21 protein-coding genes are annotated in these 25694 nt (G+C 71.9%); 11 read left to right on the forward strand and 10 right to left on the reverse strand.

All coding sequences use genetic code 11. The features are described from left to right. Nucleotide 1 precedes the first annotated feature (1 nt). The 3 genes from C1N81_RS29300 (at nucleotide 2) to C1N81_RS29310 (ending at nucleotide 2989) form a co-directional block, all read left to right on the forward strand. A complete protein-coding gene (locus tag C1N81_RS29300; protein ID WP_394434054.1) occupies nucleotides 2-1282 on the forward strand; it encodes a sensor histidine kinase in 1281 nt (426 codons plus the stop codon). Continuing rightward, the gene (locus tag C1N81_RS29305; protein WP_394434056.1) at nucleotides 1246-1890 is read left to right on the forward strand and encodes a LuxR C-terminal-related transcriptional regulator; all 645 of its coding nucleotides are present in this window, start codon (nucleotides 1246-1248) and stop codon (nucleotides 1888-1890) included. Before C1N81_RS29300 ends, C1N81_RS29305 begins: the two co-directional genes overlap by 37 nt. 76 nt (nucleotides 1891-1966) lie before the next feature. Beyond that, nucleotides 1967-2989, forward strand: a complete 1023-nt coding sequence (locus tag C1N81_RS29310) for a DMT family transporter (protein WP_394434058.1) — start codon at nucleotides 1967-1969, stop codon at nucleotides 2987-2989. Here the strand turns inward: C1N81_RS29310 and C1N81_RS29315 are convergent. Then, nucleotides 2899-3390, reverse strand: coding sequence for a GNAT family N-acetyltransferase (locus tag C1N81_RS29315; RefSeq protein ID WP_394434060.1), 492 nt, complete (start codon nucleotides 3388-3390; stop codon nucleotides 2899-2901). The genes C1N81_RS29310 and C1N81_RS29315 overlap by 91 nt on opposite strands. 36 nt (nucleotides 3391-3426) lie before the next feature. On the opposite strand from C1N81_RS29315, the gene C1N81_RS29320 reads away from it, so the two are divergent. Together C1N81_RS29320 and alc are read left to right on the forward strand one after the other, a co-directional pair. Further along, nucleotides 3427-4359, forward strand: coding sequence for a LysR family transcriptional regulator (locus tag C1N81_RS29320; RefSeq protein WP_394434062.1), 933 nt, complete (start codon nucleotides 3427-3429; stop codon nucleotides 4357-4359). 76 nt (nucleotides 4360-4435) lie between these two features. Then, the gene (gene alc / locus C1N81_RS29325; protein ID WP_394434064.1) at nucleotides 4436-5560 is read left to right on the forward strand and encodes an allantoicase; all 1125 of its coding nucleotides are present in this window, start codon (nucleotides 4436-4438) and stop codon (nucleotides 5558-5560) included. Nucleotides 5561-5648: 88 nt separating this feature from the next. Here the strand turns inward: alc and C1N81_RS29330 are convergent, their stop codons facing one another. Together C1N81_RS29330 and pepN (C1N81_RS29335) are read right to left on the reverse strand one after the other, a co-directional pair. Next, nucleotides 5649-5909, reverse strand: a complete 261-nt coding sequence (locus C1N81_RS29330) for a DUF6332 family protein (protein ID WP_394434066.1) — start codon at nucleotides 5907-5909, stop codon at nucleotides 5649-5651. Between the two features lie 342 nt (nucleotides 5910-6251). Then, on the reverse strand, nucleotides 6252-8825 hold the full coding sequence (pepN, locus tag C1N81_RS29335; RefSeq protein ID WP_394434068.1) for an aminopeptidase N: 2574 nt from the start codon (nucleotides 8823-8825) through the stop codon (nucleotides 6252-6254). Between the two features lie 142 nt (nucleotides 8826-8967). Here pepN (C1N81_RS29335) and C1N81_RS29340 point away from each other — a divergent pair, with 142 nt between their 5' ends. After that, nucleotides 8968-9480 (forward strand): DUF1203 domain-containing protein, encoded by a 513-nt coding sequence (locus C1N81_RS29340; RefSeq protein ID WP_394434070.1) that lies wholly within the window; start codon nucleotides 8968-8970, stop codon nucleotides 9478-9480. Nucleotides 9481-9589: 109 nt separating this feature from the next. Here C1N81_RS29340 and C1N81_RS29345 read toward each other — a convergent pair whose 3' ends face one another. Continuing rightward, a complete protein-coding gene (locus C1N81_RS29345) occupies nucleotides 9590-10609 on the reverse strand; it encodes an aspartate-semialdehyde dehydrogenase (protein ID WP_394434072.1) in 1020 nt (339 codons plus the stop codon). Nucleotides 10610-10791: 182 nt separating this feature from the next. Between C1N81_RS29345 and C1N81_RS29350 the strand changes: the two genes are divergently transcribed. Together C1N81_RS29350 and C1N81_RS29355 are read left to right on the forward strand one after the other, a co-directional pair. After that, on the forward strand, nucleotides 10792-11316 hold the full coding sequence (locus tag C1N81_RS29350) for an RNA polymerase sigma factor (RefSeq protein ID WP_394434074.1): 525 nt from the start codon (nucleotides 10792-10794) through the stop codon (nucleotides 11314-11316). Nucleotide 11317: 1 nt separating this feature from the next. Then, nucleotides 11318-12034: a hypothetical protein gene (locus C1N81_RS29355; RefSeq protein WP_394434075.1), complete on the forward strand. Its 717-nt coding sequence runs from the start codon at nucleotides 11318-11320 to the stop codon at nucleotides 12032-12034. Between the two features lie 60 nt (nucleotides 12035-12094). Here C1N81_RS29355 and C1N81_RS29360 read toward each other — a convergent pair whose 3' ends face one another. Then, nucleotides 12095-15439 (reverse strand): S8 family serine peptidase, encoded by a 3345-nt coding sequence (locus C1N81_RS29360; protein WP_394434077.1) that lies wholly within the window; start codon nucleotides 15437-15439, stop codon nucleotides 12095-12097. 258 nt (nucleotides 15440-15697) lie between these two features. Between C1N81_RS29360 and C1N81_RS29365 the strand changes: the two genes are divergently transcribed. Continuing rightward, the gene (locus C1N81_RS29365) at nucleotides 15698-16147 is read left to right on the forward strand and encodes an NUDIX hydrolase (RefSeq protein ID WP_394434079.1); all 450 of its coding nucleotides are present in this window, start codon (nucleotides 15698-15700) and stop codon (nucleotides 16145-16147) included. Nucleotides 16148-16343: 196 nt separating this feature from the next. Further along, nucleotides 16344-18104, forward strand: a complete 1761-nt coding sequence (locus C1N81_RS29370) for a TIGR03767 family metallophosphoesterase (RefSeq protein ID WP_394434081.1) — start codon at nucleotides 16344-16346, stop codon at nucleotides 18102-18104. On the opposite strand, the gene C1N81_RS29375 is transcribed toward C1N81_RS29370, so the two are convergent. After that, nucleotides 18101-19198 (reverse strand): hypothetical protein, encoded by a 1098-nt coding sequence (locus C1N81_RS29375; protein ID WP_394434083.1) that lies wholly within the window; start codon nucleotides 19196-19198, stop codon nucleotides 18101-18103. The genes C1N81_RS29370 and C1N81_RS29375 overlap by 4 nt on opposite strands. A gap of 218 nt (nucleotides 19199-19416) precedes the next feature. Further along, the gene (gene pepN / locus C1N81_RS29380; RefSeq protein WP_394434085.1) at nucleotides 19417-21999 is read right to left on the reverse strand and encodes an aminopeptidase N; all 2583 of its coding nucleotides are present in this window, start codon (nucleotides 21997-21999) and stop codon (nucleotides 19417-19419) included. 205 nt (nucleotides 22000-22204) lie between these two features. Here pepN (C1N81_RS29380) and C1N81_RS29385 point away from each other — a divergent pair, with 205 nt between their 5' ends. Further along, a complete protein-coding gene (locus C1N81_RS29385; RefSeq protein ID WP_394434087.1) occupies nucleotides 22205-22846 on the forward strand; it encodes a mycothiol-dependent nitroreductase Rv2466c family protein in 642 nt (213 codons plus the stop codon). A gap of 22 nt (nucleotides 22847-22868) precedes the next feature. On the opposite strand, the gene C1N81_RS29390 is transcribed toward C1N81_RS29385, so the two are convergent. The 3 genes from C1N81_RS29390 to C1N81_RS29400 all read right to left on the reverse strand — a co-directional run bounded on the left by C1N81_RS29390 (nucleotide 22869) and on the right by C1N81_RS29400 (nucleotide 25466). Then, entirely contained in the window at nucleotides 22869-23096 is a 228-nt protein-coding gene (locus C1N81_RS29390) for a hypothetical protein (RefSeq protein WP_394434089.1), read from the reverse strand. A 139-nt stretch (nucleotides 23097-23235) separates the two neighbouring features. Further along, nucleotides 23236-23886, reverse strand: a complete 651-nt coding sequence (locus C1N81_RS29395) for a superoxide dismutase (RefSeq protein WP_394434091.1) — start codon at nucleotides 23884-23886, stop codon at nucleotides 23236-23238. 146 nt (nucleotides 23887-24032) lie between these two features. Beyond that, the gene (locus C1N81_RS29400; protein ID WP_394434093.1) at nucleotides 24033-25466 is read right to left on the reverse strand and encodes an amino acid permease; all 1434 of its coding nucleotides are present in this window, start codon (nucleotides 25464-25466) and stop codon (nucleotides 24033-24035) included. Between the last annotated feature and the right edge of the window lie 228 nt (nucleotides 25467-25694).

Consider the following 25694-nt stretch of genomic DNA (forward strand, 5'->3'; position numbering starts at 1 on the left):
CATGGCGGGCACGGGGGACATCGGACGGCAGCTGGAGGCGGTGCGGCGCAGCACGCGCCTGTGGTGGCTCTCTCTTGTGGCGGTGCACTGGTCGACGATGGTGCACCTCGCGGTGTGGACCCCCGTCCCGGGGCTGCTGCCGCGCGCCGCCGGAGGGATGCGCCGCCTCGTCGACCGGGAACGGGCGCTCGCCGCCGCATGGTCGGGTATCACCGTGGAGGCGACGCCCGCCCCGGCCGCGCGCGACAAGGAGAGCCGGGGCCTCCTCGCCCGCTACCGGTGGCTGTTCGGTGACGCGCAGCGGTTCCGCGAGTGGCGCTGGACGACGATGTACTCGTTCGTCGGCGGCCTCATCGCCTGCGTCCCCGGCGCGCTCCTGCTGTACGGGGCGTGGGGCCTGTTCCTCGCCGTGTTCGGCCCCGACCTGTCGCGGGACGCCGGCTGGGACGGCCTCTGGTACGGGTTCGTCCCGGTCCGCAACCTGCCGACGGGCGTGCTCGCGGGCCTGCTCGGGCTCGCCGTCGCGCGCGCCGGGCTGTATCTCGCGCCCGGCGCCGTCGACCGGCACGCCCGCTTCGTGCGGGCCACGCTCGCCCCAAGCGAGCAGGAGCTGATGGCCGCCCGCATCGCGCACCTGTCGGCGACGCGCTCCGACGCCGTCGACACCTCGGCGGCCGAACTGCGGCGCATCGAACGCGACCTGCACGACGGCGCGCAGGCCCGGCTCGTCGCGATGGGCATGACCCTCGACGCGGCCGAGCACCGGCTCGCCGACGACCCGGAGGCCGTGCGCGCCCTGCTCGCGGAGGCCCGCGCCTCCTCCGTCGCCGCGCTCCAGGAACTGCGCGACCTCGTGCGCGGCATCCATCCGCCGGTCCTCGCCGACCGCGGACTCGCCGACGCCGTACGGTCGTTGGCGCTGCTCAGCCCCTTGGACGCGGAAGTCACGGTCGACCTGGACGGCCGCCCCGACGCGCCCGTCGAGTCCGCCGTGTACTTCGCCGTCGCCGAGGCCGTGACGAACGCCGCCAAGCACGCCGACGCCGAACGGCTGTGGATCGACATCGGCCACGATCCCGCCCGCGCCGTCCTGCGCGTCAGCGTCACCGACGACGGGCGCGGCGGCGCGGACCCCGCCCTGGGCAGCGGCCTGGCCGGCATCGAGCGCCGCCTCGCCACCTTCGACGGGGTGCTCGCCGTGAACAGCCCGGCCGGCGGCCCGACCCAGATCTCGCTGGAGGTGCCGTGCGCATTGTCGTCGCCGAAGACCACTTCCTGCTGAGGGACGGTCTCGTACGGCTCCTCGGCGCCTACGGCCACGAGGTCGTCGCCGCCGTCGACAACGGCGACGAACTGCGCAAGGTCCTCGTCGACGAACGGCCCGACGTGGCCGTGGTCGATGTACGGCTGCCGCCCGGCTTCAGCGACGAGGGCCTGCGCGCGGCCCTCGCCGCCCGCGAACGGGTCCCGGGCCTTCCCGTGCTGCTGCTCTCCCAGTACGTGGAGCCCCTGTACGCGCATGAGTTGCTGGCGGACGGGGCGGGCGCGGTGGGCTACGTCCTCAAGGACCGGGTCACCGACGGCGCCGCGTTCCTGCGCACCATCGGGCAGGTCGCGGACGGCGGCACCGTGATGGACCCCGAGGTCGTCTCGAAGCTGCTTGCCCGCAAGGTCCGCGACCGCCGGCTCGGATCGCTGACGGCGCGCGAACGCGAGGTCCTCGGGATGCTGGCGCAGGGACGCTCGAACGCGGGGGTCGCGGAGGCGCTCTTCGTCACCGAGAAGGCGGTCGCCAAGCACATCGGCAACATCTTCACCAAGCTCGGGCTGCTGCCAGGGGAGAGCGACAACCGGCGGGTGCTCGCGGTGCTGGCGTACCTGGAAGGCTGAGAGTTCAGCTCAGCTGAACACGGATGCCGAAAACTTTCGATGGACGTGATGGGTCGGACCCTGTCACGTTGGCCCCATGCCTACCGCCACGGCCCTGGACCGCTCCCGCCCCCGTACGTCGGCCGAGCCGAGCGCGCCAGGGCGCGTTCTCGGGGCCGGGCTCGCCCTCGCCGCGCTCGCCACCGTCGTCTGGTCCGGCAGCTTCGTCACCGCGCGGGCGCTGCACGACAGCGTGCCGCCGGTGCAGCACGCGTTCTGGCGGTGGATCGTCGCGATCGCGGCGCTCGCCCCGCTCGGGGCACGGGCCGCCTGGCGTGAACGGGCGCTGCTGCGGCGCCACTCGGGCCACCTCACGCTCGCCGCGCTCCTCGGCGTCACCGTCTACAACACGCTCGTCAACCAGGCGGGCCTGACCACCTCCGCCGGCACCATGGGCATGATCATGGCGGCGTCGCCGGTCCTCATGGCGCTGTACGAACGGCTCGGCGGCGCCCGCCTCGGCGCCCGTCGCGTCACCGGGACGCTCGTCGCCTGCGCGGGCGTCGTCCTGCTCGTCGGCAAGGGGTCGGTGGGCCCCGGTTTCGCGGCCGGTGACCTCTGGGTGGTCGGCGCCGCCGTCTGCTTCGGCTCGTACAGCGCGCTGCTGCGGCGCAGGCCGCCGGAGATCGGCGGGGTGGCGTTCCTGTTCGCGACGTTCGTGCTCGGCGCGCTGATGCTGCTGCCCGCGTACGCGGTGAGCGTGGCGGTGCAGGGCGGCTTCGAGGTGCGGCCGGGCACGGTGGGGCCGCTGCTCTACGTCGGCGTGGTCTCCTCGGCGCTCGCCTTCTTCGCGTGGAACAAGGCGATCGCGCTCGTCGGGGCGGCCCGTGCCGGGGCCGTCTACTACCTGCAACCGGTCTGCGTGGCGCTGCTGTCGTACGCCGTGCTCGGCGAGGCGATGGCCCCGGCGCAGGTCGGGTGCATGGGGCTGATCCTGGCCGGCGTGGTTCTCGCGTCGGCGTCCGGGGCCTACAGAGCCAGCTCCATCAGCGGCAGCACCCGGCCCGGCAGCGAACCGGAGGGGACCGTGCCGACCCGGCGGCCGCCCATCGCCTCGTAGAACGGGACCGCGTGCGGGTCCGCGGCCCAGCCGAACCGGGCGAAACCGGCGGCGCGGCCCGCCTCCCGCACATGGTCGAAGAGGAGCCGGCCCACGCCGCCGCCGATCGCGGCAGGGTCGACGAACATCAGGCCCAACTCACCGCGCGGCGGCTGCCCCTCCAGCGTCGCGAAGCCGAGAAGGCGCCCGTCAGCGGCCTGCGCCACCACGGTCCTGCGCGCCTCCACCTCCTCCGCCCGCAGTGTCAGTTCGTCGACGCAGGCCGTCATGAACGCCTCGTCGTACCCCCAGTGCGCCTTCGAGCGCAGCGCCAGCGCGCTCAGCTCCGCCGCCTCGTCGGGGCGGGCCGCCCGGATCCGTACCGGCCCCGCCGTCTCCACCGTCCGTACCGTCTGCCGCATGACGCCAGCGTAGGCCGTCGCGTTACGTTGTGGCGCATGAGCGAGAACGAGCCGGGGCCCGCACGGAGGGCAGTGCCGAGAACGCCCGACCGGTGGGACGTCAAGAAGCTGGTGATCCTGCGGACTCTGCGCGAGCGCGGCACCGTCACCGCCACCGCGCAGGCGCTCCTCATGACGCCGTCCGCCGTCTCGCAGCAGCTCACCAACCTCGCCAAACAGCTCGGCGTCCCCCTCCTCCAGGCGCACGGGCGGCGGGTCCGGCTCACCGACGCCGCCCACCTCGTCCTGGCGCACGCGGACGCCGTCCTTGCCCAACTGGAGCGCGCCGACGCCGCGTTGGAGCAGTACGTGCACGGGGACGCCGGAGAGGTGCGGGTCGCGGCGTTCTCCACCGCCGTGCCCGCCCTCGTCGTACCCGCCGTACGGGCGCTGCGCACCGCGCACCCCGGGATCACCGTCCGCGTCCGCGAGGCCGAGGCGGGGGAGGCGTACGAACTGCTCGCCTCCGGCGACGTGGACCTCGCCCTCTCCCTCGCCGCGCACGCGCCGACCGCCCGCGACCCGAAGTTCACCCGGGTGCCGCTGCTCGCCGACCCCCTGGACGTGGCCCTGCCGGTCGGCCATCCGCTGGCGGCCGAGCCGGGCCTGCGCCTCGCCGACCTCGCGGGCGAACCGTGGATCTTCGGCGGCTCGGGCCCCTGGTCCGAGATCACGATCGCCGCGTGCGAGGCCGCAGGGTTCGTCCCCGAGCAGGCGCACAGCGCGGCCGGATGGACGGCGATCCTCGCCATGGTCGAGGCCGGGATGGGGGTCGCCCTCGTGCCCCGGATGGCGGCGGCGCGGCGGGACGGCGTCGCGATGTGCGCGCTCGGGGCCGACCGGCCCGTACGGCATGTGGTGGCGGCGGTGCGCAAGGGGGCGGAGGAGGGGGCGGCGGTGCGCAGGGTGCTGGACGCGCTGCGGCCGTAATCGTTCAGCTGAGCTGAACACGTACCCCGAAAACTTTCGATGGACCTGTGCGGTCCGCGCGGGCGACAGTACTCGCATGACCACGACTCCCGCCCATGAGGACCCGCACGCCAACGACGCCGCCCCCTACGCCGGAGGCGACCCCTACGCCGACTACCGCACCTTCGGCGACCCCGCCGGATTCGACCAGCTCGTCGACCTCGCCGACCGGCGGCTCGGCGCCGGGGTCGTCGCCGCCAACGACGAGTTCTTCGCCCAGCGCGAGAACCTCCTCGTCCGCGAGCGGGCCGTCTTCGACCCCGAGCACTTCGGGCACAAGGGCAAGATCATGGACGGCTGGGAGACACGGCGCCGCCGGGGCACGGCCGACTCCCCGTTCCCCGCGCCGGAGGACCACGACTGGGCGATCGTCCGGCTCGGGGCGCCCGGCGTGATCCGCGGCATCGTCGTCGACACGGCGCACTTCCGCGGCAACTACCCGCAGCGCGTCAGCGTCCAGGCGGCGGCGGTACCGGGGGCGCCGTCCCCCGGGGAACTCCTCGCCGACGACGTGAAGTGGGAGGAGCTGATCGCGCCGAGCCAGGTCCGCGGGCACGCCGCCAACGCCTTCGCCGTCACCAGCGAGCGGCGCTTCACGCACCTGCGGGTCTGCCAGCACCCCGACGGCGGCATCGCCCGCCTCCGCGTGCACGGCGAGGTCGTGCCCGACCCCGAGTGGCTCGGCCTGCTCGGCACGTTCGACCTGGTCTCCGTACTCAACGGGGGTGTGTACGAGGACGCGTCGGACCGCTTCTACTCCTCGCCGACGCAGATCATCCTGCCCGGCACCTCCCGCAAGATGGACGACGGCTGGGAGAACCGGCGCCGCCGCGTCCACGGCACCAACGACTGGGTCCGCTTCCGGCTCGCCGCGCAGGGGGAGATCCGCGCGGTCGAGATCGACACGGCGTACTTGAAGGGCAATTCGGCGGGGTGGATCGCGCTGAGCGGGCGCGACGGCGAGTCCGGCGACTGGTTCGAGATCATCCCGCGTACGCGGCTCCAGCCCGACACCCTGCACCGGTTCCCGCTGGGGGAGCGGGCGGTGGCCACGCATGTGCGGCTCGACGCGTTCCCCGACGGGGGTGTGGCCCGGATGCGCTTGCACGGCGTGTTGACGGAGGCGGGGCGGACGGTGCTGCGGGAGCGGTTCGCGGGGTAGCCGCGGCCCGGGGTTTCAGAGCCTGTGTCATATCCCCGGTCGGGCGCGCGACGCCTGGCACGCCCGACCGGGGATATGACACAGACTCTCAGCGGCCCAGGCGGCGGGCCCGGTCGAAGCGGACCAGCACGGTCACGGCCCGCCATACGCCCGCCCCGCAGCCCAGTACGGATCCGGCCATGCGCAGGAGGTCCTCCGCGCCCGGGGGCAGGTGCCAGATCCAGGTGGGGCCCGCGATCAGGGCGCACAGGGCGCCGCCGAGCAGGGCGCCGGTGAACAGCGCGAAGCCGATCTCGACCGTCATGGCGTCTTTTTCCCAGCGGGATTCGCGCTCTGTCATGCCGTCCATAGGGGGAGTGTCACACGGGGCGGCTCTCACCGTGGCTGGTCGCGCGGTTCCCCGCGCCGCGGTCCTGGAACGTGCGTTGCCGGGCGCGGCGCCGTCGTGGCCGGTCGCGCAGTTCCCCGCGCCCCTGAAGGCCAGCGGCTCCGCCGCGCCTTCTCCCCCGCCGGGCGCCCGCGCCCCCGAGATGCCGCACGAAGTGCGCACCTCAGGGGCGCGGGGAACGGCGCGAGCAACCACGACGGCGTCGCACCCGACGAAACCGGGGAGGTGTCGCACGCAGTGCGCATCTCAGGGGCGCGGGGAACTGCGCGACCAGCCACGACTCACCCGCGGTCGGCGATGTGCCTACTCGTCCGCCGCCTGCGCGCGCAGCGCCCGCTCGACCCCGGCGCGGGACTCCGAGACCAGCCTGCGCAGCGCCGCGCTCGGCGACGCGGACGCCAGCCACTCGTCCGTGCGGGCGAGCGTCGACTCGGAGACCTGGACCGCCGGGTACAGACCCACCGCGATCTGCTGGGCCATCTCGTGGGACCGCGCGTCCCACACGTCACGCAGCACGGAGAAGTACTTCTCCGCGTAGGGCGCCAGCAGCTCCCGCTGATCGGTCTGCACGAACCCGCCGATCACCGCTTCCTGCACGGCGTTGGGCAGCTTGTCCGACTCGACGACGGAGGCCCACGCCTCCGCCTTCGCCTCGGGCGTCGGCCGCGCCGCCCGCGCGGTCGCCGCATGACGCTCACCCGCGGCGGTGCGGTCACGCTCGTACTCGGCGGCGATCTCGGACTCGTCGAACCGCCCGACCGCCGCGAGCCGCTGTACGAACGCCCAGCGCAGCTCGGTGTCGACGGCGAGGCCTTCGATGGTCTGCGTGCCTTCGAGCAGCCCGACCAGCACGTCGAGCTGCTGCGGCGTACGCGCCGTCGCCGCGAACGCGCGGGCCCACGCGAGCTGGTGGTCGCTGCCCGCCTCGGCCGTGCGGAGGTGGGTCAGCGCCGCCTCGGTCCAGCGGCCGAGGAGGGTGTCGCGGTGGGCCGGGGCCGCGTACAGGTCGATGGCGAGCTTGACCTGGCGGTGCAGGGACTGCACGACGCCGATGTCGGACTCCTTGGCGATGCCGGAGAGGACGAGGTCGAGGTAGGCGCTGGTGGACAGTTCCGCGTCGCGGGTCATGTCCCAGGCGGAGGCCCAGCACAGGGCGCGCGGCAGGGAGGACTCGAAGTCGCCGAGGTGCTCGGTGACGACGGCGAGGGACTGCTCGTCGAGGCGGACCTTGGCGTAGGAGAGGTCGTCGTCGTTGAGGAGGACGACGGCGGGGCGGCGCTTGCCGACCAGCTCGGACACGGTCGTCGACTCGCTCGCGGTGACGTCGAGTTCGACCCGGTCGACGCGCACGAGCTTGCCGCTCGCGTCGTCCAGGTCGTAGAAACCGATCGCGATGCGGTGCGGCCGCAGCGTGGACGCGCCCTTCGCGCCCTCGGGCAGGGCGGGGGCCTCCTGCCGGACGGCGAACGACGTGATGACGCCGTGCTCGTCGGTCTCGATCTCGGGGCGCAGGATGTTGATGCCGGCCGTCTCCAGCCACGCCTTCGACCAGGACTTCAGGTCGCGGCCGCTGGTCTCCTCCAGGGCGCCGAGGAGGTCGGACAGGCGGGTGTTCTTGAAGGCGTGGCGCTTGAAGTAGGCCTGTACGCCCCGGAAGAACTCGTCCTCGCCGACGTAGGCGACGAGCTGCTTGAGGACGGAGGCGCCCTTGGCGTAGGTGATGCCGTCGAAGTTGACGAGCACGTCGTCGAGGTCGTTGATCTCGGCCATGATCGGGTGGGTGGAGGGCAACTGGTCCTGCCGGTAGGCCCACGTCTTCATCGAGTTGGCGAACGTCGTCCACGAGTGCGGCCACTTCGAGCCGGGCGCGTACGCCTGGCAGGCGGCCTCGGCGTAGGTGGCGAACGACTCGTTCAGCCACAGGTCGTTCCACCACTCCATGGTGACGAGGTCGCCGAACCACATGTGGGCCAGCTCGTGCAGGATCGTCGCGGCCCGCACCTCGTAGGCGGCGTCCGTCACCTTCGAGCGGAAGACGTACTGGTCGCGGATGGTGACCGCGCCCGCGTTCTCCATCGCGCCCGCGTTGAACTCCGGCACGAAGAGCTGGTCGTACTTGGCGAACGGGTACGCGTAGTCGAACTTCTCCTGGAACCAGTCGAAGCCCTGCCGCGTCACCTCGAAGATCGCGTCCGAGTCGAGGTGCTCGGCGAGCGAGGGACGGCAGTAGATGCCGAGCGGGACGGACTGCCCGGTCCCGGCGTTCTCGTACGTCGAGTGGACCGCGTGGTACGGGCCGACGATGAGGGCCGTCACGTACGTCGACATACGCGGGGTCGGCTCGAAGGACCAGAGGTCGTCCTTCGGCTCCGGGGTGGGCGAGTTCGAGATGACCGTCCAGCCGCTCGGCGCCTTCACGGTGAACTGGAACGTGGCCTTCAGGTCCGGCTGCTCGAAGCTCGCGAAGACGCGCCGCGCGTCCGGCACCTCGAACTGCGTGTACAGGTACGCCTGCTCGTCGACCGGGTCGACGAAGCGGTGCAGGCCCTCGCCGGTGTTCGTGTACGCGCAGTCGGCGACGACCCGCAGCTCGTTCGCCCCCTGCTCCAGACCGGCCAGCGCGATGCGCGAGTCCTGGAAGACGGCGGCGGCGTCGAGGGCGCGGCCGTTGAGGACCACCTCGTGCACGGTCGGCGCGACGAGGTCGATGAACGTCTCGGCGCCCGCCTCCGCGCTGTCGAAGCGCACGGTCGTCACCGAACGGTAGGTGCCGCCCTCCTGCGCGCCGGAGAGGTCGAGATCGATCTCGTACGAGTCAACGGTGAGCAGCTTCGCCCGCTGCTGCGCCTCTACGCGGGTCAGATTGGTGCCAGGCACGCGGTCATCTCCTAGTGCGGTCCTAGTGCGGATACGTGATCAACGCTTGTGACGTTTCCGGTCATCCTTCCACGTGGGGGCGTACGAGCGCGATGTCCGTTTTCCGCCGGTGAACACCCGCGCGCGGGACGAGGCTGAGGCCATGACCAGGTACACCGCGCGCCCCGTCGAGGACGCCGCTCTGAAAGAACTCCGCACCACCGACGACGCGGGCCGCCCCTGCCGCCCGTACACCGCCACCGCCGACGACGCGGGCTCCCCCCTGCGCTGCTGCCTGACCCCGGTCCGGGAGGGGGAGCGCATCGCGCTCGTCTCGTACGCGCCGCTGCGCCGCTGGGCCGCCGCGACGGGCGCGGACCCGGGCGCCTACGACGAACAGGGCCCGGTCTTCCTGCACGCCGACGCCGGGGACTGCGCGGGCTACGTGGCCGACCCCGGCCGCTACCCCTTCGACCGGACCGGCGCCCTGCGCACCCTGCGCCGCTACGACGCGCGCGGGCGCATCGCGGGCGGGCGGCTCCTGGAGATCCCCGCCGACGCGACGGCCGCCTTCGACGCGGCGCTGGACGAGGCGTTCGCCGACCCGGACGTGGCGCTGGTGCACGTCCGGGCGGTCGAGTACGGCTGCCTGCACTTCGAGGTGCGGCGCCCTTGACGGAGACGGCGCACGAAGTGCGCCTCGCAGGGGCGCGGGGAACTGCGCGACCAGCCATGACGCACGCCGCACCCGGCAGCGGCGGAGAACCCCGCGGACGCCGAGGCGCCTACTTGGCGCTGAGCTCCCGCGCCACCAGCTCGGCGATCTGCACGGCGTTCAGCGCGGCGCCCTTGCGGAGGTTGTCGTTGGAGATGAAGAGGGAGAGGCCGTTCTCGACCGTCTCGTCCCCGCGGATGCGGCCCACGTACGAGGCGTCCTTGCCCGCGGCCTGGAGCGGCGTCGGGATGTCGGACAGCTCGACGCCGGGGGCGCCGGCGAGCAGCTCGGTGGCGCGCTCGACGCTGATCGGGCGGGCGAAGCGGGCGTTGACCTGGAGCGAGTGGCCGGAGAAGACCGGGACGCGGACACAGGTGCCGGAGACCTTGAGGGCCGGGATCTCCAGGATCTTGCGGGACTCGTTGCGGAGCTTCTGCTCCTCGTCCGTCTCGTTCAGGCCGTCGTCGACGATGCTGCCCGCGAGCGGCAGCACGTTGAAGGCGATGGGGCGCTTGTAGACGTTCGGCTCGGGGAAGTCCACGGCCTCGCCGTCGTGGGTCAGCTTGTCGGCGTCGGCGACGACCTTCTGCGCCTGCCCGTGCAGCTCGGCCACGCCCGCGAGGCCCGAACCGGAGACGGCCTGGTAGGTGGCGACGACCAGCGCCTCCAGACCGGCCTCGTCGTGCAGCGGGCGCAGGACCGGCATGGCGGCCATCGTCGTGCAGTTCGGGTTGGCGATGATGCCCTTGGGGCGGTCCGCGATCGCGTGCGGGTTCACCTCGGAGACGACGAGCGGGACCTCGGGGTCCTTGCGCCAGGCCGACGAGTTGTCGATCACGACGGCGCCCTGCGAGGCGACCTTCTCGGCGAGCGCCCGGGAGGTGGCGCCACCGGCGGAGAAGAGGACGATGTCCAGGCCCGTGTAGTCGGCCGTCGAGGCGTCCTCGACCGTCACGCCGTCCACCACCGTGCCCGCGCTGCGCGCCGAGGCGAACAGGCGCAGCTCGTCGACCGGGAACGCACGCTCGACCAGGATCTTGCGCATGACCGTGCCGACCTGACCGGTGGCTCCGACGATTCCGACCTTCACAGGGGTTCCTCCGAGTTTGCGAGCGGCCATCCGGCCTGCGGGTGTGTCCATGATGTGTCTGTCCAGGGCCGCCTTGTCCAATCGATTGTCCGAGGTACGGGACGCGTGGGATTCCCCACAGACGGAGTCGAACGTTCCGGGCTCCTGCCGCGTCGTAGGACGGACGCGGGAGGGGAGGGGCATTGCTGCGCGGAAAGCCATGGAGACGGTCACAGGACGTGCCGGACCCGCTGGACGCCGCCGTCGAGGACCGGGTGCGGGCCGTCCTGTCCCTGGGCGGGGTGCCGTACGCGGACCTGCCCGACGGGGTGCAGCAGGTCCGGCTGCGGCTGCTCGAACGGGCGGCGAAGGGGCAGGACGCGCCGCGCGACGTCGCGGCCTGGGCGGCGGTCGTCGCCTCGAACCTCGCCATGGACTGGCACCGGGCGCGCCGCCGCCAGGAGCGGCTCGGGGAGCGCCTCGCCTCGCTGCGCCAGGAGGAGACCGGGGACGCCGCCGACACCCGCGTCCTCTCCCTCGCCGTCGCCCAGGGCCTCGACGAGCTGCCCGACCAGCAGCGGCAGGTGGTCGTGCTGCGCTTCTACGCGGATCTGCCGGTCCGGGACATCGCGGCCGAGCTGGGCGTGCCCGAGGGCACCGTCAAGAGCCGGCTGCACACGGCCGTGCGCCTGCTGCGGGCGCGGCTGCGCGAACAGGAGGTGGTGTGACGTGGAGGACGACGCGCGCGAGGACCGGCTCCTGATGCTCGCGATCACGGGTGAGCCGGTGCCCGGCGACGACGGTCCGGACGCGGCGGCCGTCGTGGCGGACGTCACGCTCCTGCGCGAGCGGATCCAGGCACTCGGCGACACGCTGGCGACCCACCGCGCCCCGGAGCCCGTACGCGCACCCGCGCCCTCGCCCGCCCCGGTCCGCCGCCGCGGACCGCTGCGGATCGCCTTCGGCGGCCTCGTCGCCACCTGCGCCGCCACCGTCCTCGGTGGCCTGGTGTGGCTCGGGGTGCAGGCGCCCGGCGGCGCGAGCGACAAGAGCGCAGGGTCCGACAGCGCGGCCGCCAAGGCGCAGGACGGGTCCGGCGCGCACCGGGGCGCCCAGCGCCTGGCCTGCCTGCGCTGGTCGTTCGAAGGCACCGTGCGGAGTGTGACGCCGCGCGCCGACGGCGACGTACAGGTGGTCCTGGAGGTGAAGCGGTACTACCGGCCCGAGCGGTCGGCGGCGCGGCATCCCACGGTCAGCGTGACGCTGGACGGGGCGGCCCGCACGGACCTGAAGCCCGGCACGTACACGCTGATCGCGGTCCCGTTGCACGCGCAGGACCGGCAGGACTGGGAGACGGGGCGGGGTGTGGGCGACGCCCGCAAGGACATCCTCGCGGCGCTGCCCGAGGCCCGCGGCCTGACCTGTCCGGGCCCGCACGCGGACTGAACACGGCGGCGGGGGCGGACGCCACCGGCGTCCGCCCCCGCGCTCAAGCCCTCCGAGTGGTTACTCGGTGACCTTCTCGATCTTCACGCTGCCGACGCCCGCGGCGATGCCGCGCTCGTTCAGCAGGCGCACCTCGCCGAAGAACTCACGGCCCTCCGGCGCGGCGGCCGCGGCCGTGACCTGGGCGGCCACGTCCGTGGACGCGCCGTTGGCCAGGGTCACGGTCTTGGTGTCGTCGACCTTCACCGTGCCGAGCGCCGGCGAGTAGAACACGTCGACGTAGTCGTACGCGGTCGAGCCGGACGGCACCGAGTAGCCCGCGACCTCGATCGTGTACGTGCCGGCGGCCGGCTTCGCGATGCTGACGGACTCCTCGGAGTCACCGTCGGCGGACGTCGCGACGACGGCACCGGCCGCGTTCTTGACGGTCAGGTCGAGGTCGGCGGCCTGGTCGGAGACGTTGCCGATGGAGACGTCGAGCTTCTCGGCGCCCGCGGGCACCTCGACGGTCGAGGTCTGCGTGGCACCGTCCGCGATGGACGGACGAGCCGACTTCGACGAGCCGAGCGGACCGCCTTCCAGCTTGCCGCCGTCGATGGCCGCGAAGTTGTTCGTGACCTTCCAGTTCACGGTGGCGGGGCTGCCGACCTTCGCCTCGGGCAGCGTCTGCACGGCCGGGTCGAAGGTGGCGCCGAGGACCGACGCGTCGAGGGTGTACGGGTTGTCGAGCAGCGGCGACGTACGGCGCGACTCGACCTCGATCTCCCAGACACCGGCCTGCGGGTCCGCGTACGAACGCAGGTCCGGGCGGCAGGTGTTGGCCGGGTTCTCGTAGTTCGGGTAGCAGCTCGGCGTGGACGTCTCGTCGACCGGGACGCCGTACGGGTGGATGGAGATGAAGCGGGTCTGGCTGGTGGCCTTCAGCCCGCTCATCCGCACCTGGAGCGCCTTGGCGCCCTCGGGCACCGTCAGGAAGTAGGACTTGGTGCTGTTGCGCTGCACCGAGCCCTTCTCGCTGACCGAGTACGACGGCTTGGCCAGCGGCTTCGCGACGACGACCGTCGCCAGGACCTGCTGGTCGACACCGACGGTCAGCGGGTCGTTCACCTCCAGGATGGCGCTGTGCAGCCCGGCGGAGCCCGGCTTGGCCTGCACCTTGACGGTGACGGCCTTGTTCAGCGGCAGCAGGACGAGGCGCGAGCCGACGATGCGGAAGGTGTCACCCGAGTTGTTCTTCAGGGACAGCGTGTGCAGCCGCGGCGCGGACGAGCCCGACGTACGCGTGAGGGTCACGTCGTAGGTCTTCGCCTGCCCGGCCTTGAGGCCGCCCTCGCGGTCGTAGATGCCGGTGCCGAAGCCCGGCGTCTTCAGCGCGTAGTCGATCGCGGTGTCGACGGGCGCCTTCACGGTGTACGTGTGGGCGCCCGCGCCGAGCGCGCCGAGGCGGATGGAGCGCCAGGCGTCCTCGATGTCGATGAGGCCGGAGCCCTCGGCGTACGCCTGCTCGCCCTTGATGTGCTTGGCGGTCGAGGTCAGCGCGGTGCGCAGCTTCGCCGGGGTCAGCGCGATGTGCTTCTGCTTGGCGGCGGAGAGCAGCAGCGCCGAGGCGCCCGCGGCCTGCGGCGACGCCATCGACGTGCCCTGGAGCATCGAGTAGCCGGCCGGGAGCGAGTAGCCCGCCTCGGCGACCGGGCCGCCGGGCAGCCAGGTCTGCGTCGAGTTGATCGCCGCGCCGGGCGCGGTGATCGTCGGGGTGAAGCCGCCGTCCTCACGCGGGCCGCGCGAGGAGAACGGCATCATCGCGTACTCCTTCTCGACCTGGGAGCCGTAGTTGGCGGCCCAGGTCTCCTTGGAGATGGAGGCGCCCACCGAGATGACCTTGTCGGCGAGGCCGGGGTCGCCGATGGTGTTGGCGCCGGGGCCCGAGTTGCCCGCGGAGATCACGAGCTGCACGCCGTAGGTGTCGATGAGACGCGTGTAGAGCTCGGAGCGCGCGTTGTTGCCGTCGTTCAGCGCGGGCAGGCCGCCGATCGACATGTTGACGATGTCGACGCCGCGGTTGGCGACGAGGTCGATCATGCCCTCGGTCAGCGCGACGTTGGTGCAGCCGCCGGACCAGGTGCAGGCGCGCGAGGAGACGAGCTTGGCGCCGGGCGCGGCACCGTTCATCTTCTTGTTGCCGAACAGCGCGTTGGCGGCGGTGATGCCCGCGACGTGCGTGCCGTGCTCGGACTCGATGACGCCGATGTTGACGAAGTCGCGCTTCTGGCCGACCCAGTCACCGCCGTACGGGTCCATGGGGACGTCCTTGCGGATCTCCACCACGAACGGGATGCGCTCGACGACATCGGTCTTCGGGTCGTCCTTGCCGAAGTACCCGATCTGGTAGCCGTCCTTGTACGGCTTCATCGGGGTGTCGTCGGTGAAGTCGCCGTTGTCGTTCAGGTCGACGGTGACGGTGCCGGCCTTCGCGTCGTAGAGGACGCCCCACTTGTCGGTGGTGTCGCCGTCGCGGTTCAGATCGCCCTTGGCGTCGCCGCCGGCCGTCGTGGACTCGGCGAACGTGCTGAAGCCGAAGGTGCCCGCCGCCGACTTGTACGTACGGCCGCCCGCGGTGAACGTCGGCCCGGACACCGAGGTGACCATCGGGCGCCAGGTGCCGTCGCTGTCCACGATCGGGTCGGTCGAGGTGACCCAGTCGACGATCTTGCGCTCGCCGGTCGTGGTCTTCTGCAGCGCGGGGTGGCCGAGGTCGACGCCGGAGTCGAGGATGCCGATGGTGACCCCGCGGCCGTCGGCCTTCGGGTTGTCCTGCACGAAGTCGACCGCGCCCGTCTCGAAGGACGGGTTGTACGGGTTCTTCGCCGGGGTGTTCGCGCCGGGCGCCCCGTAGGAGCCGCTGCCCTTCTTCGCCGCGCCCTTGGCCGTGTCGCCCGCCGGGGTCGGGTCGTCGAGCTGGATCTCCTGGCGCAGGTCGATGCCGTGCACGGAGGAGAGCTTCGCGGCGGCCTTGATGGCGGCGTCGGCGCGGCTCGTCGGCACGGTCGCCCGGACGTAGCCGAGCTTGTCGTAGGTGCGGCCCACGGAGCCGCCCTTGACCGCGTCGAGCTGCTCGGCCACCTGCTCGGTGGCGCCCGGGGCGGTCGCGACCATGAGGGTCACGTTCTTCTCGCCGTCGGCCTTCGCCTCGGCGAGGAGCTGCGCGTCGTGCGCGCCGAGCTTCTCACCGGCGGACTTGACGGCGGGGTCGGCGGCCGGAGTCGTGCCTGCCGGGTCCGCGTCGGCGGCGAGGGCCATGGGTATCGGCCCGGCCGCGGTGAGCGCGGCCACCAGACCTGCGGCGGCCGCGAGCCGGGCCGCGCGTCTCGCACCGGATATGGGTGCGCGCTGGGGATCGGGGGTCATCAGCATCCCTGTACGTGAAGTGGGACAACGAGGGTGTCGTGCGTACAACTTGTTCGTAAGGCTCCGGAATTCGGTGCCGGATGACCGCTCAGCTTTATCTAAGAGGACATAGTTTGGGGAGAGTTGCCCGGGGCGGGATGGAGCCATGGCGTACTTCCGCCATACGCCACCGGGGACGAACCAGTCGCTAACCGGACGTAGTACGGCCCGTCCCCGAACCCTCGGTGGAGAGCTCGCACTCTCCGTTAGCGTCGGGGGATGCACAAAGAGCTGAGGGTGGCGGCGTACGCCGTGTGCGTGCGCGACGGACGGATCCTGCTCGCCCGCTGGGTCGCCGGGGACGGCAGCAAGCGCTGGACCCTGCCCGGCGGCGGCATGGACCACGGCGAGGACCCCTACGACACGGTCGTCCGCGAGGTCGACGAGGAGACCGGCTACACCGTCGACCCCGGCACCTTCCTCGGCGTCCACTCCGTCCTGCGCCGCTACCCCCGCAAGCTCGGCTCGGTCGCCGACTTCCACGGGCTGCGCCTCGTCTACGAGGCCACCGTCACCGGCGGCACCCTGCGCCACGAGGAGAACGGCTCCACGGACATGGCCGCGTGGCACGACCTCGGCGCCGTCGAGGAGCTGGCGCGCGTCGAACTCGTCGACGTGGGTCTGCGGCTGTGGCGCGAGCGCCCGGCGTCGGGGCACTTGCTTCCCTGAAAGATGAACTCAGGGTGACGGTGCGGGGGGTGAGTTCCTCCCCGCGCATGACAACCCAGGGTGCCCACGCCCGGCCGGTGATCCACGTACCGCGATCGGCGTTGCGCGTTGCGTCCCCGTTCACGCGCACGCCACCCCCGCTGCCAACGATCCAGTACGCCACTGTCGACGCGTTCGCACCCGGGGAGACCGCGCCATGTCGCGCCTACGCTCTGTCACCAAAGCAGCCGCCGCACTCGACCGCCGTACGCTCCTGGCCGCGACCGGCGCGGCGACCCTCACCGCCGGACTCGGCTACGCCCTCGCCCCGGACGGCTCGGCCGCCGCCGCCGGGCCCGCACCCGCCCGCACCCTCACCTCCCGCCGCGCGCCCGCGGCCCCCCTCATGCCGTACACGCGCGGCACGACCCTCGGCTCCGTCGCCACCGGACCGGCCGGGCCCGGCTACCGCCACCTCGGCGACGGACCGGCCTGGGAGCGCGTCGTCCGCGCCGACCTCGCGTCCGCCCGCTCGGGGCGCGCGGCCCGCCGCACCGCGCTGGCCGCCTTCGTGCAATTCACCGACCTGCACCTGGTCGACGTACAACACCCGCTGCGCTACGAGTACCTGCGTGCCCAGACCGCCAGCGCCTGGCGCCCCCAGGAGGCGCTGTCGGTGGCCGGCGCGGTGTCCCTGGTCGAGCGGGTCAACGCGCTGCGCGGCGCACCCGTCACCGCGTCCCCGCTCCACTTCGTGATGACGACCGGCGACAACACGGACAACAACTCCCGTACCGAACTCGACTGGTTCCTCAAGACGATGAGCGGCGGCCGCATCACGCCGAACAGCGGCGACCCCCGCCACTACGAGGGCGTCCAGAACAGCGGCGTCCCGCTCTACTGGCAGCCGGACAGTGACCGGCGCGACGCCGACAAGCAGGGCCACGGCTTCCCGCGCATCCCCGGCTTCCTCGCGGCGGCCATCGCCGAACTGCGCAGCCCCGGACTGAACCTGCCCTGGTACTCCACGGTCGGCAACCACGACGCGCTGCCCGGCGGCTGCTACGCGCCCGGCGACTCCTTCTTCGCCGAGTTCGCCGTCGGCGGGCGCAAGTTGATGGAGCTGCCCGGATCGGCCGGCAAGGCGATCTGGGACAACGTCAAGCACGGCGGCGACCCCAAGGGCACCGCCTTCCGCGACCTCCTGAAGGCCAACACGCGGGCCATGCGCCGGGTCACCCCGGACGAGGCCCGCGCCCCGTTCACCCCCGCCGAGTACCTGGCCGCGCACCTCGACCCGGCGCACACCGGCCCTGGCCCGGTCGGCCACGGGTACACGCAGGCCAATCTCGCCGCCGTCACCCAGTACTACACGTTCCGTATCTCCGGTGACGTCCTCGGCATCAGCCTCGACACGACCGACCCCGGCGGCCACTACGAGGGCTCGCTCGGAACCGCCCAACTGCGCTGGCTAGTGGCCCAGTTGGAGGCAGCCGAGAGGAACGGCGACCACGTCGTCGTCTTCTCGCACCACACCAGCAAGTCGATGCGCAACCTCCGCGAGGACCCGCACCACCCCGGCGAGCAGCGCCACGGCGGCAAGGAACTGGCCGCCGTCCTCGGCCGCCACCGCCCGGTGCTCGCCTGGGTCAACGGGCACAGCCACAAGAACGCCATCACCCCGCACTCCGGCGAGCACGGCACCGGCGGCTACTGGGAGGTCTCCACCGCCTCGCACGTGGACTTCCCCCAGCTGGCCCGCGTCATCGAGATCGCCGACAACCACGACGGCACGCTCTCCCTCTTCACCACCTGCGTCGAGTCCGCCGCCCCCCACCGCGCCGACGTCACCGACCTCAGCCAGACCGGCCTCGCCGCCCTCTACCGCGAACTCGCCTTCAACGCCCCCGGCTCCCGCGCGACCCTCTCCGGCACCCCGGGCGACCGCAACACGGAGCTGGTCCTCAAGAAGAGCTAGCGCGGCAGCACCACGACATAGGCGGCCGGGTCCCGGTCGTCCGCCGCCATCAGCGCCGTGCGGACCACGGCCGCCTGCTGTTCGAGGGCCTCGCGCAGCTTGCGCGGCGTGAGGTGGACGACGGTGATGCCGAGCCGCTCCAGGTACTCGCGCTTACGGGCGTACTCGCTCCAGAGCGCGTCCTCGTCCTGGCGCGGGGCGCGGGTGTCCAGCTCCACGGCGACGGCGTGCTCGGGCCAGTACGCGTCGACGCCGCCGAGGTGCGGGCCGCCGGGCAGGCGCAGGTCCACGTTCCACAGCGGGTCGGGGAGCCCGTACTCGACGACCATGCGGTACAGCCGGTCCTCGGCGATCGCCCGCCCCTCCGCGAGCAGCGAGTCCACGGCGTCCACGACGTGCGGCCGGGTGAGCAGCCGGGCCTGCGTCAACTCCCGCACCACGCTTGCCGGTTCGCAGTGCCCGCCGCGTACCGCCTCCGTCATCAGGAGGCGTACGGCGGACGCGTCGGAGAGCTGGCCGATGGCGTCCGCGAGGGCGCGCGGCACGGGCGCGACCGGAACTCCGCTCAGCTGGACCGGCGTCGGCAGCGCGGTCGTGCGGACCAGACGGGCGAAGTCGGTGGAGCGCAGCCGGCGGGTGCGCGGTACGAGGACGTCGACGTGGTCGAGCGAGAGCAGCGGGGGAGCGGAGACGAAGCCGTGCAGGGCGAGCGCCGCGAGGCCGGTGACCATGGCCTCGGTGTACGCCACGGCGGGCGCGGCGTGCGGGTCGCCGGTACGGGGCTGCGCCGGGACACCGCCCGTGCGGCGCGGCTGCTCCTGGGTGCGGCCCGCGTACAGGAGCACCGCGTGCAGCCGTTCCTCGCCGGTCGCCGGGCCCGGGTGCAGCAGGAACACCCCCGGCAGGACCCGCTGCCAGGGGCCGCCGGGGCGGCACTGCCCCTGCGCGGCCGCGTGGGTGACGCCGTGGGCCTTGAGCTGCGCCGCGCTCATGACGCGCCGCTGGGAGTCGACGAGGTCGCCGAGGGGGCGCGGGGAGAGGGGGGCGGGGGTGGTGGGGGTGCCCGGGGTGGCGGGGGTGGTGTCGTGGTTCATGACCCGGACCTTCCCGGACCGAACGCCTCCGCTAACCGCTGTTACAAGGCCGTCGACAAAACCGGACAAGTTCGCCCTAAAGTCCGGGTGTTCGGATGCCGAAAGGGCCAGGCGGCAGACGGGTTACGGGCAGTCGTACCCGCATTCCGTAACACCGGCCGGACGGGGCGGCGCCGGGGTTTCGTCAACCCGGCGCCACCCCCTCACCCGTGATGCGCCTACTGCCCGGCGGCCGTCGCGTCGCACGCCTGTCCGCGCAGCCCGCGCGCCAGGTCGTCCCGCGCCTCCAGGACGAGACGGCGCAGGGCGGGCGCCGCGTCCTCGTGCGCGGCGAGCCACGCGTCGGTCCGCTCAAGGGTCTCCGGGGAGTCCTGGAGCGCAGGGAACAGACCGCGTACGACGTCCATGCCGATCTGGATCGAGCGCTCCTCCCAGACGCGCTCGATGACGTCGAAGTACTTCTGCGCGTAGGGCGCCGTCAGCTCCCGCTGCGACGGCTGCTGGAACCCGGCGATGACCGCCTCCACCAGCGCGTTCGACAGCGCGTCGGACTCCACGACCTGCGCCCACGCCTGCGCCTTCACCGCCTGCGAGGGGCGCGCGGCCAGGCATCGCACCTGGTGGCGCTTGCCGGACGCGGTGTCGTCGCGGGCCAGTTCGGCATTGAGCAGCGCCTCGTCGGCGGCGCCGTACGTGGCCAGCGTGTCCAGGAACGACCAGCGCAGCTCCTGGTCGATCTCCAGGCCGTCGATCTTCGCGCTGCCCGCGAGCAGCCCTTCGAGGAGCTGGAGATCGGACGGGCCGGACGCGACCGACGTGAAGAAACGCGCCCAGGTCAGCTGGTGCTGGCTGCCCGGCTCGGCGGTGCGCAGCTCGCGCAGCGCCCCCTCGGCGAGCAGCCGCCCGCCCTCCTCGCGCCAGGCCGGGACCGCGTAGTGGGTGAGCGCGGAACGGGCCCAGGCGTGCAGCATCTGGAGCACGCCGATGTCCGACTCGCGCCCCGCGAACCGCAGCACCAGGTCGACGAAGTCGCGGGCGGGCATGAGCGCGTCCCGCGTCATGTTCCACAGGGCGGACCAGCACAGGGCGCGGGCCAGCGGGTCGGTGATGTCGCCGAGCCGCTCGCGCAGGGTGGCGAGGGAGTTCTCGTCGAAGCGGATCTTGCAGTAGGTGAGGTCGTCGTCGTTGACGAGGATCAGCTCGGGGGCGTCGGCCCCGGCCAGCTCGGTGACGACGGTGCGCGGCCCTTCCACATCGACCTCGGCGCGCGCGTAGCGCTCCAGAGCGCCGTCGGGGGAGCGGCGGTACAGGCCCACGGCGACGCGGTGCGGGCGCAGCTCGGGGTGCGACTCGGCGGCCTCCTGGACCACGGCCAGCTCGGTGATCCGCCCCTCGCCGTTCAGGATCGCCTGCGGCGTGAGGGAGTTGACCCCGGCCGTCTGCAGCCAGGACCGCGCCCACGTGCCCATGTCGCGTCCGCTCGTCTCCTCCAGGACCGAGAGCAGATCGCCGAGGCGCGTGTTCCCGTACGCGTGGCGCTTGAAGTAGCGGCGCGCGCCTTCGAGGAACGCGTCCCGGCCCACGTAGGCGACGAGCTGCTTCAGGACGCTCGCGCCCTTGGCGTAGGTGATGCCGTCGAAGTTGAGCTTCGCGTCCTCCAGGTCGCGGATGTCCGCGGTGACCGGGTGGGTGGACGGCAGCTGGTCGGCGCGGTACGCCCATGCCTTGCGGTTGTTGGCGAAGGTGATCCAGCCGTTGGTGAACCGGGTCGCCTCCACCATCGAGAAGGTGCCCATGAAGTCCGCGAAGGACTCCTTCAGCCACAGGTCGTCCCACCACTGCATGGTGACGAGGTCGCCGAACCACATGTGGGCCATCTCGTGCAGGATCACATTGGCCCGGCGCTCGTACGACGCCTGCGTGACCTTGCCGCGGAAGATGAACTCCTCGCGGAAGGTGACCATGCCCGGGTTCTCCATCGCGCCGAGGTTGTACTCGGGCACGAACGCCTGGTCGTACTTGCCGAACGGGTACGGGTAGTCGAAGTTCTCGTGGAAGAAGTCGAGCCCCTGCTTGGTGACGAGGAAGATGTCGTCGGCGTCGAAGTAGGGGGCGAGACCCTTGCGGCACATGGCGCCGAGCGGCACGACGAGCCGGGAGCCGTCGTCGAGGGTGCGCTCGTAGGAGTCGGTGACGTAGTGGTACGGGCCCGCGACCACGGCCGTGATGTACGTGGAGATCGGCTTCGTCTCGGCGAACCGCCAGACGCCGTCGGCCAGCTCCCCGACGCCGTTCGACCAGACGGTCCAGCCCTCGGGCGCCTGCGCGCTGAAGCGGTACGGGGCCTTCAGGTCCGGCTGCTCGAAGTTGGCGAAGACGCGGCGGGCGTCGGCCGGCTCGTACTGCGTGTAGAGGTAGACCTCGCCGTCCTCGGGGTCGACGAAGCGGTGCATGCCCTCGCCGGTGCGGGAGTACGCGCACTGGGCGTCGACGACCAGCTCGTTCTCCTCGGCCAGGTTCTCCAGATGGATGCGGCTGCCGTCGAACACGGCGGCCGGGTCCAGGTCCTCGCCGTTCAGGGACAGCGCGGTGACGGACGGGGCGATCAGGTCGACGAAGGTGGAGGCACCCGGCTCGCTCGCGCGGAACCGGATCGTCGTCACCGAGCGGAACGTGCGCGGCCCGTCGCCGGTGGCCTCGCCGACCGCGGAGCGCAGGTCGAGCGCGACCTCGTACCCGTCGACGGACAGCAGACCCGCCCGCTCGCGGGCCTCGTCGCGGGACAGATTCTCTCCGGGCACGGCGGCACTCCTTCGTGACGTTCTCGTATGGCCTGACCTGTACGGCCTGTCCGCGCCCTTGTGGGGCTGTTCGAACGCCTACGATCCTCGCACGCGGTCCCCGTGCCGGGTATCCGGGAATGCGCACGGCCGCGGTCGCGTTGCCGCAGGCACAACCACCCGGTGACTTCGTGACTTAGTGACTTCGCGACTTCTGAGGAGAGCAATGTCCACTGTGGACGAGAAGACCCCCGTCGACTTCTGGTTCGACCCGCTCTGCCCCTGGGCCTGGATGACGTCGCGCTGGGTCCTGGAGGTCGAGAAGGTCCGCGACATCAAGGTCCGCTGGCACCTGATGAGCCTCGCCGTCCTGAACGAGCCGCGCCTGGAGGAGCTCCCCGAGGAGTACCAGGAGATGATGCGCACCCAGGCCTGGGGCCCGGTCCGCGTCGTCATCGCCGCGCAGCAGGAGCACGGCGCGGACGTCCTCGGCGACCTCTACACGGCGCTCGGCACCCGCATCCACAACCAGGGCCAGGGCCCGACCAAGGAAGCCGTCGCCGGCGCGCTCGACGAGGTCGGCCTGCCCGCGTCGCTCCTCGACCACTGGGACGCCACCAAGTACGAGGACGAGCTGCGCGCCTCCCACAAGGAGGGCATCGACCTGGTCGGCCAGGACGTCGGCACCCCGGTCATCGCGGTCCCCGGCGCGGACGGCAACCAGATCGCCTTCTTCGGCCCCGTCGTCACGCCCGCGCCCAAGGGCGAGGAGGCGGCGAAGCTCTGGGACGGCACGCTTCTCGTCGCCTCGGTCCCGGGCTTCTACGAAATCAAGCGCACCCGGACCCAGGGCCCGATCTTCGACTAGTCGTGCCCGGCGGGCGTGGCACCTACCCCCTCCGGGGCCAGCGGAGCTCTTCGGGGAGGTTGAAGCCCTTGGAGCCGTCGAAGTGCCGCTGCACCCGGCGGCAGCCCTCGCCGCTGCACCTCTTGTAGCGGCCTGCCATGCCGCGTTCGACGTCTGGGTGGGCCGCCGCGATGGCCAGTTCCCCTTCGGTCAGCGGAACGAACTCCTGCAGGCGCGGCCCCGGGCACGTGGGACAGTTCTTGGCAACCATGCCGGTCACGGTCCCCCGGAATCCCGCGTACCGACAGACCCCCGTGAGTCACGTCCTCACGGGGGTCTGTCTTTTCGCCGCCCGCCCTGCGTGAAGGTTGAGAAGACGATCACGAGGCGGGACGTAGGGGTGCCGCCCCTCAGGGGGCGAGCAGCAAGGAATTCACGCGCTCCTTCGCGGCCGCGTACCGCTTGGCGACGTCCTGCCAGTTGACGACCTGCCACATGGCCTCGATGAAGTCGACCTTCTGGTTCTTGTACTGCAGGTAGAACGCGTGCTCCCAGGCGTCGAAGACGAGGACCGGGGTCGAGCCCTGCCCGACGTTGCCCTGGTGGTCGTAGACCTGCTCGACGATGAGGCGCCCGCTGAGCGGCTCGTAGGCGAGGACGCCCCAGCCGGACCCCTGCGTCGTCGCCGACGCCTTGGTGAGCTGCGCCTTGAACTTGGCGAAGGAGCCGAAGGACTCGGTGATCGCGTCGGCGAGGTCGCCGACCCCGTCCGCGGCGAGCGGCTCGCCGCCGCCACCGTCCTTGGGGCTGTTCATGTTGTGCCAGTAGATGCTGTGCAGGATGTGGCCGGAGAGGTGGAAGGCCAGGTTCTTCTCCAGGCCGTTGATCGTGCCCCACGCCTCCTTGTCACGGGCTTCCGCGAGCTGTTCGAGGGTGTCGTTCGCGCCCTTCACGTACGCCGCGTGGTGCTTGTCGTGGTGCAGCTCGATGATCTGCGGGTTGATGACCGGTTCGAGAGCCGCGTAGTCGTACGGGAGTTCAGGAAGCGTGTAGATCGCCATGTCGTCCGAGTCCTCCGGCTGAAGGTGCTGCAGTGCAGAGCTTATTGCAATCAATGTGCAAGTGCAGGCTAACAGCAGGAATGGTCCGGAGTTGATCAGCCCTTCGACCTAGGGCCGGGGCCCTGCACGGGAGCTGCGAAGCGGGGCTACCGCCGTACGCCCGCCTTCTCCGCCGACTTCTGCCGGACGTACCCGACGATCGCCAGGACCACGGTCAGGCCGCCCGTGTAGTACAGCTGCACCCGCGTGTCGTGCTCGCGGGCCATGAGGACGAAGACGACCACCATCGCGAGGAGCGCCGCGACCGTCAGGTACGGGTACGCCCACATCTTCACGACGAGCTTCTCGGGCGCCTCGCGCTCCAGCTTGCGCCGCAGGATCAGCTGCGAGAAGGCGATGAAGAACCAGACGACGAGGATGATCGCGCCGATGGTGTTGAGCAGCCAGGCGAAGACGTCGTCCGGGCGCCAGTAGCTGAGCAGTACGCACACGAAGCCGAAGACCGCCGAGAGCAGGACGGCGACGCGCGGCACCCCGCCGGAGACCTTCCCGACCACCTTCGGGCCCATGCCGCGGGCCACCAGCGAGGAGGCCATGCGCGAGGAGCCGTAGATGTTGGCGTTCATGGCGGAGAGCAGCGCGACGAGGACGACCACGTTCATGATCTGTCCGGCCCCCGGGATGCCCAGGTGGTCGAGGGTCGCGACGTAGGGGCCCTTGGTGGGGATCTCCTCCGCGGTCCACGGCAGGAGGACCACGACGACCGCCATCGAGCCGACGTAGAACAGCGCGATGCGCCACATCGCCGTACGGACCGCCTTGGCGACGCCCTGGATCGGGTGCTCGGACTCGGCGGCGGCGATGGTGACCGTCTCCAGGCCGCCGTACGCGAACACGGAGGCGAGCAGGCCGACGATCAGCCCTTCCGTGCCGTTCGGCATGAACCCGCCGTTGCCGGTGAGGTTGGACATGCCGGGCGCGTCGACGTCGGGCAGGACGCCGCAGATCGCCAGGACGCCGATGACGAGGAAGAGCGCGATCGCGCCGACCTTGAGCGCCGCGAACCAGAACTCGAACTCGCCGAAGTTCTTCACCGCCGCGAGGTTCGTGCCCGTGAACAGCACCATGAACACGGCGACCCAGGCCCACTCGGGCACGCCGGGTATCCAGCCGTGTACGATGCCCGCCGCGCCGATCCCCTCCAGGCCGACGGCGACGCAGAGCAGGAACCAGAACGCCCAGCCCGCCGTGAACCCGGCCCACGGCCCGATCGCCCGCTCGGAGTGCACGGAGAACGAACCCGACGCCGGGTACGCGGCCGCCATCTCGCCCAGCATGCGCATCACGAGCATGACGAGGGCGCCGGAGATCGCGTACGCGAGGATGATCGACGGTCCGGCCGCCGCGATGGCGGTGCCGGAGCCGACGAAGAGACCGGCACCGATCACGCCGCCGAGCGCGATCATGGAGAGATGGCGCTGCTTGAGACCGGGCGTGAGCGACGACGCGTCGGCGGCCGGCTGGGTGCCGGGCGACGCGGCCGTGTCTTCTGCGGGTGGCTGCGCGGACGTCCGAGACATGGATAAGCCCTGTTCAGTAGCTGAGACGGGGAGAGAGTCGGCCTCATAAGGCCCACGTAAAGCGGCCACAGTCTGAGCGGACGCGCCGCTCAGTGGGAATACGTTTCCGTTATACGGACACGAAGCTCACACATTGCGACGTTCACGTTCACGATCTGTGAGGCTCGATGCTCTGCGACGGCCCCTGAGCCGTCAAGACGCGTGACTCCCGATGTCCTCTGTGGGCCA

This window comes from Streptomyces sp. SGAir0957 (assembly GCF_043523415.1).

Coding starts and splice junctions, on each gene's coding strand:
- C1N81_RS29300 (WP_394434054.1), top strand. CDS start 2: ATGGCGGGCACGGGGGACATCGGACGGCAGCTGGAGGCGGTGCGGCGC.
- C1N81_RS29310 (WP_394434058.1), top strand. CDS start 1,967: ATGCCTACCGCCACGGCCCTGGACCGCTCCCGCCCCCGTACGTCGGCC.
- C1N81_RS29315 (WP_394434060.1), bottom strand. CDS start 3,390: ATGCGGCAGACGGTACGGACGGTGGAGACGGCGGGGCCGGTACGGATC.
- C1N81_RS29320 (WP_394434062.1), top strand. CDS start 3,427: ATGAGCGAGAACGAGCCGGGGCCCGCACGGAGGGCAGTGCCGAGAACG.
- alc (WP_394434064.1), top strand. CDS start 4,436: ATGACCACGACTCCCGCCCATGAGGACCCGCACGCCAACGACGCCGCC.
- C1N81_RS29330 (WP_394434066.1), bottom strand. CDS start 5,909: ATGGACGGCATGACAGAGCGCGAATCCCGCTGGGAAAAAGACGCCATG.
- C1N81_RS29340 (WP_394434070.1), top strand. CDS start 8,968: ATGACCAGGTACACCGCGCGCCCCGTCGAGGACGCCGCTCTGAAAGAA.
- C1N81_RS29360 (WP_394434077.1), bottom strand. CDS start 15,439: ATGACCCCCGATCCCCAGCGCGCACCCATATCCGGTGCGAGACGCGCG.
- C1N81_RS29365 (WP_394434079.1), top strand. CDS start 15,698: ATGCACAAAGAGCTGAGGGTGGCGGCGTACGCCGTGTGCGTGCGCGAC.
- C1N81_RS29370 (WP_394434081.1), top strand. CDS start 16,344: ATGTCGCGCCTACGCTCTGTCACCAAAGCAGCCGCCGCACTCGACCGC.
- C1N81_RS29375 (WP_394434083.1), bottom strand. CDS start 19,198: ATGAACCACGACACCACCCCCGCCACCCCGGGCACCCCCACCACCCCC.
- C1N81_RS29385 (WP_394434087.1), top strand. CDS start 22,205: ATGTCCACTGTGGACGAGAAGACCCCCGTCGACTTCTGGTTCGACCCG.
- C1N81_RS29390 (WP_394434089.1), bottom strand. CDS start 23,096: ATGGTTGCCAAGAACTGTCCCACGTGCCCGGGGCCGCGCCTGCAGGAG.
- C1N81_RS29395 (WP_394434091.1), bottom strand. CDS start 23,886: ATGGCGATCTACACGCTTCCTGAACTCCCGTACGACTACGCGGCTCTC.
- C1N81_RS29400 (WP_394434093.1), bottom strand. CDS start 25,466: ATGTCTCGGACGTCCGCGCAGCCACCCGCAGAAGACACGGCCGCGTCG.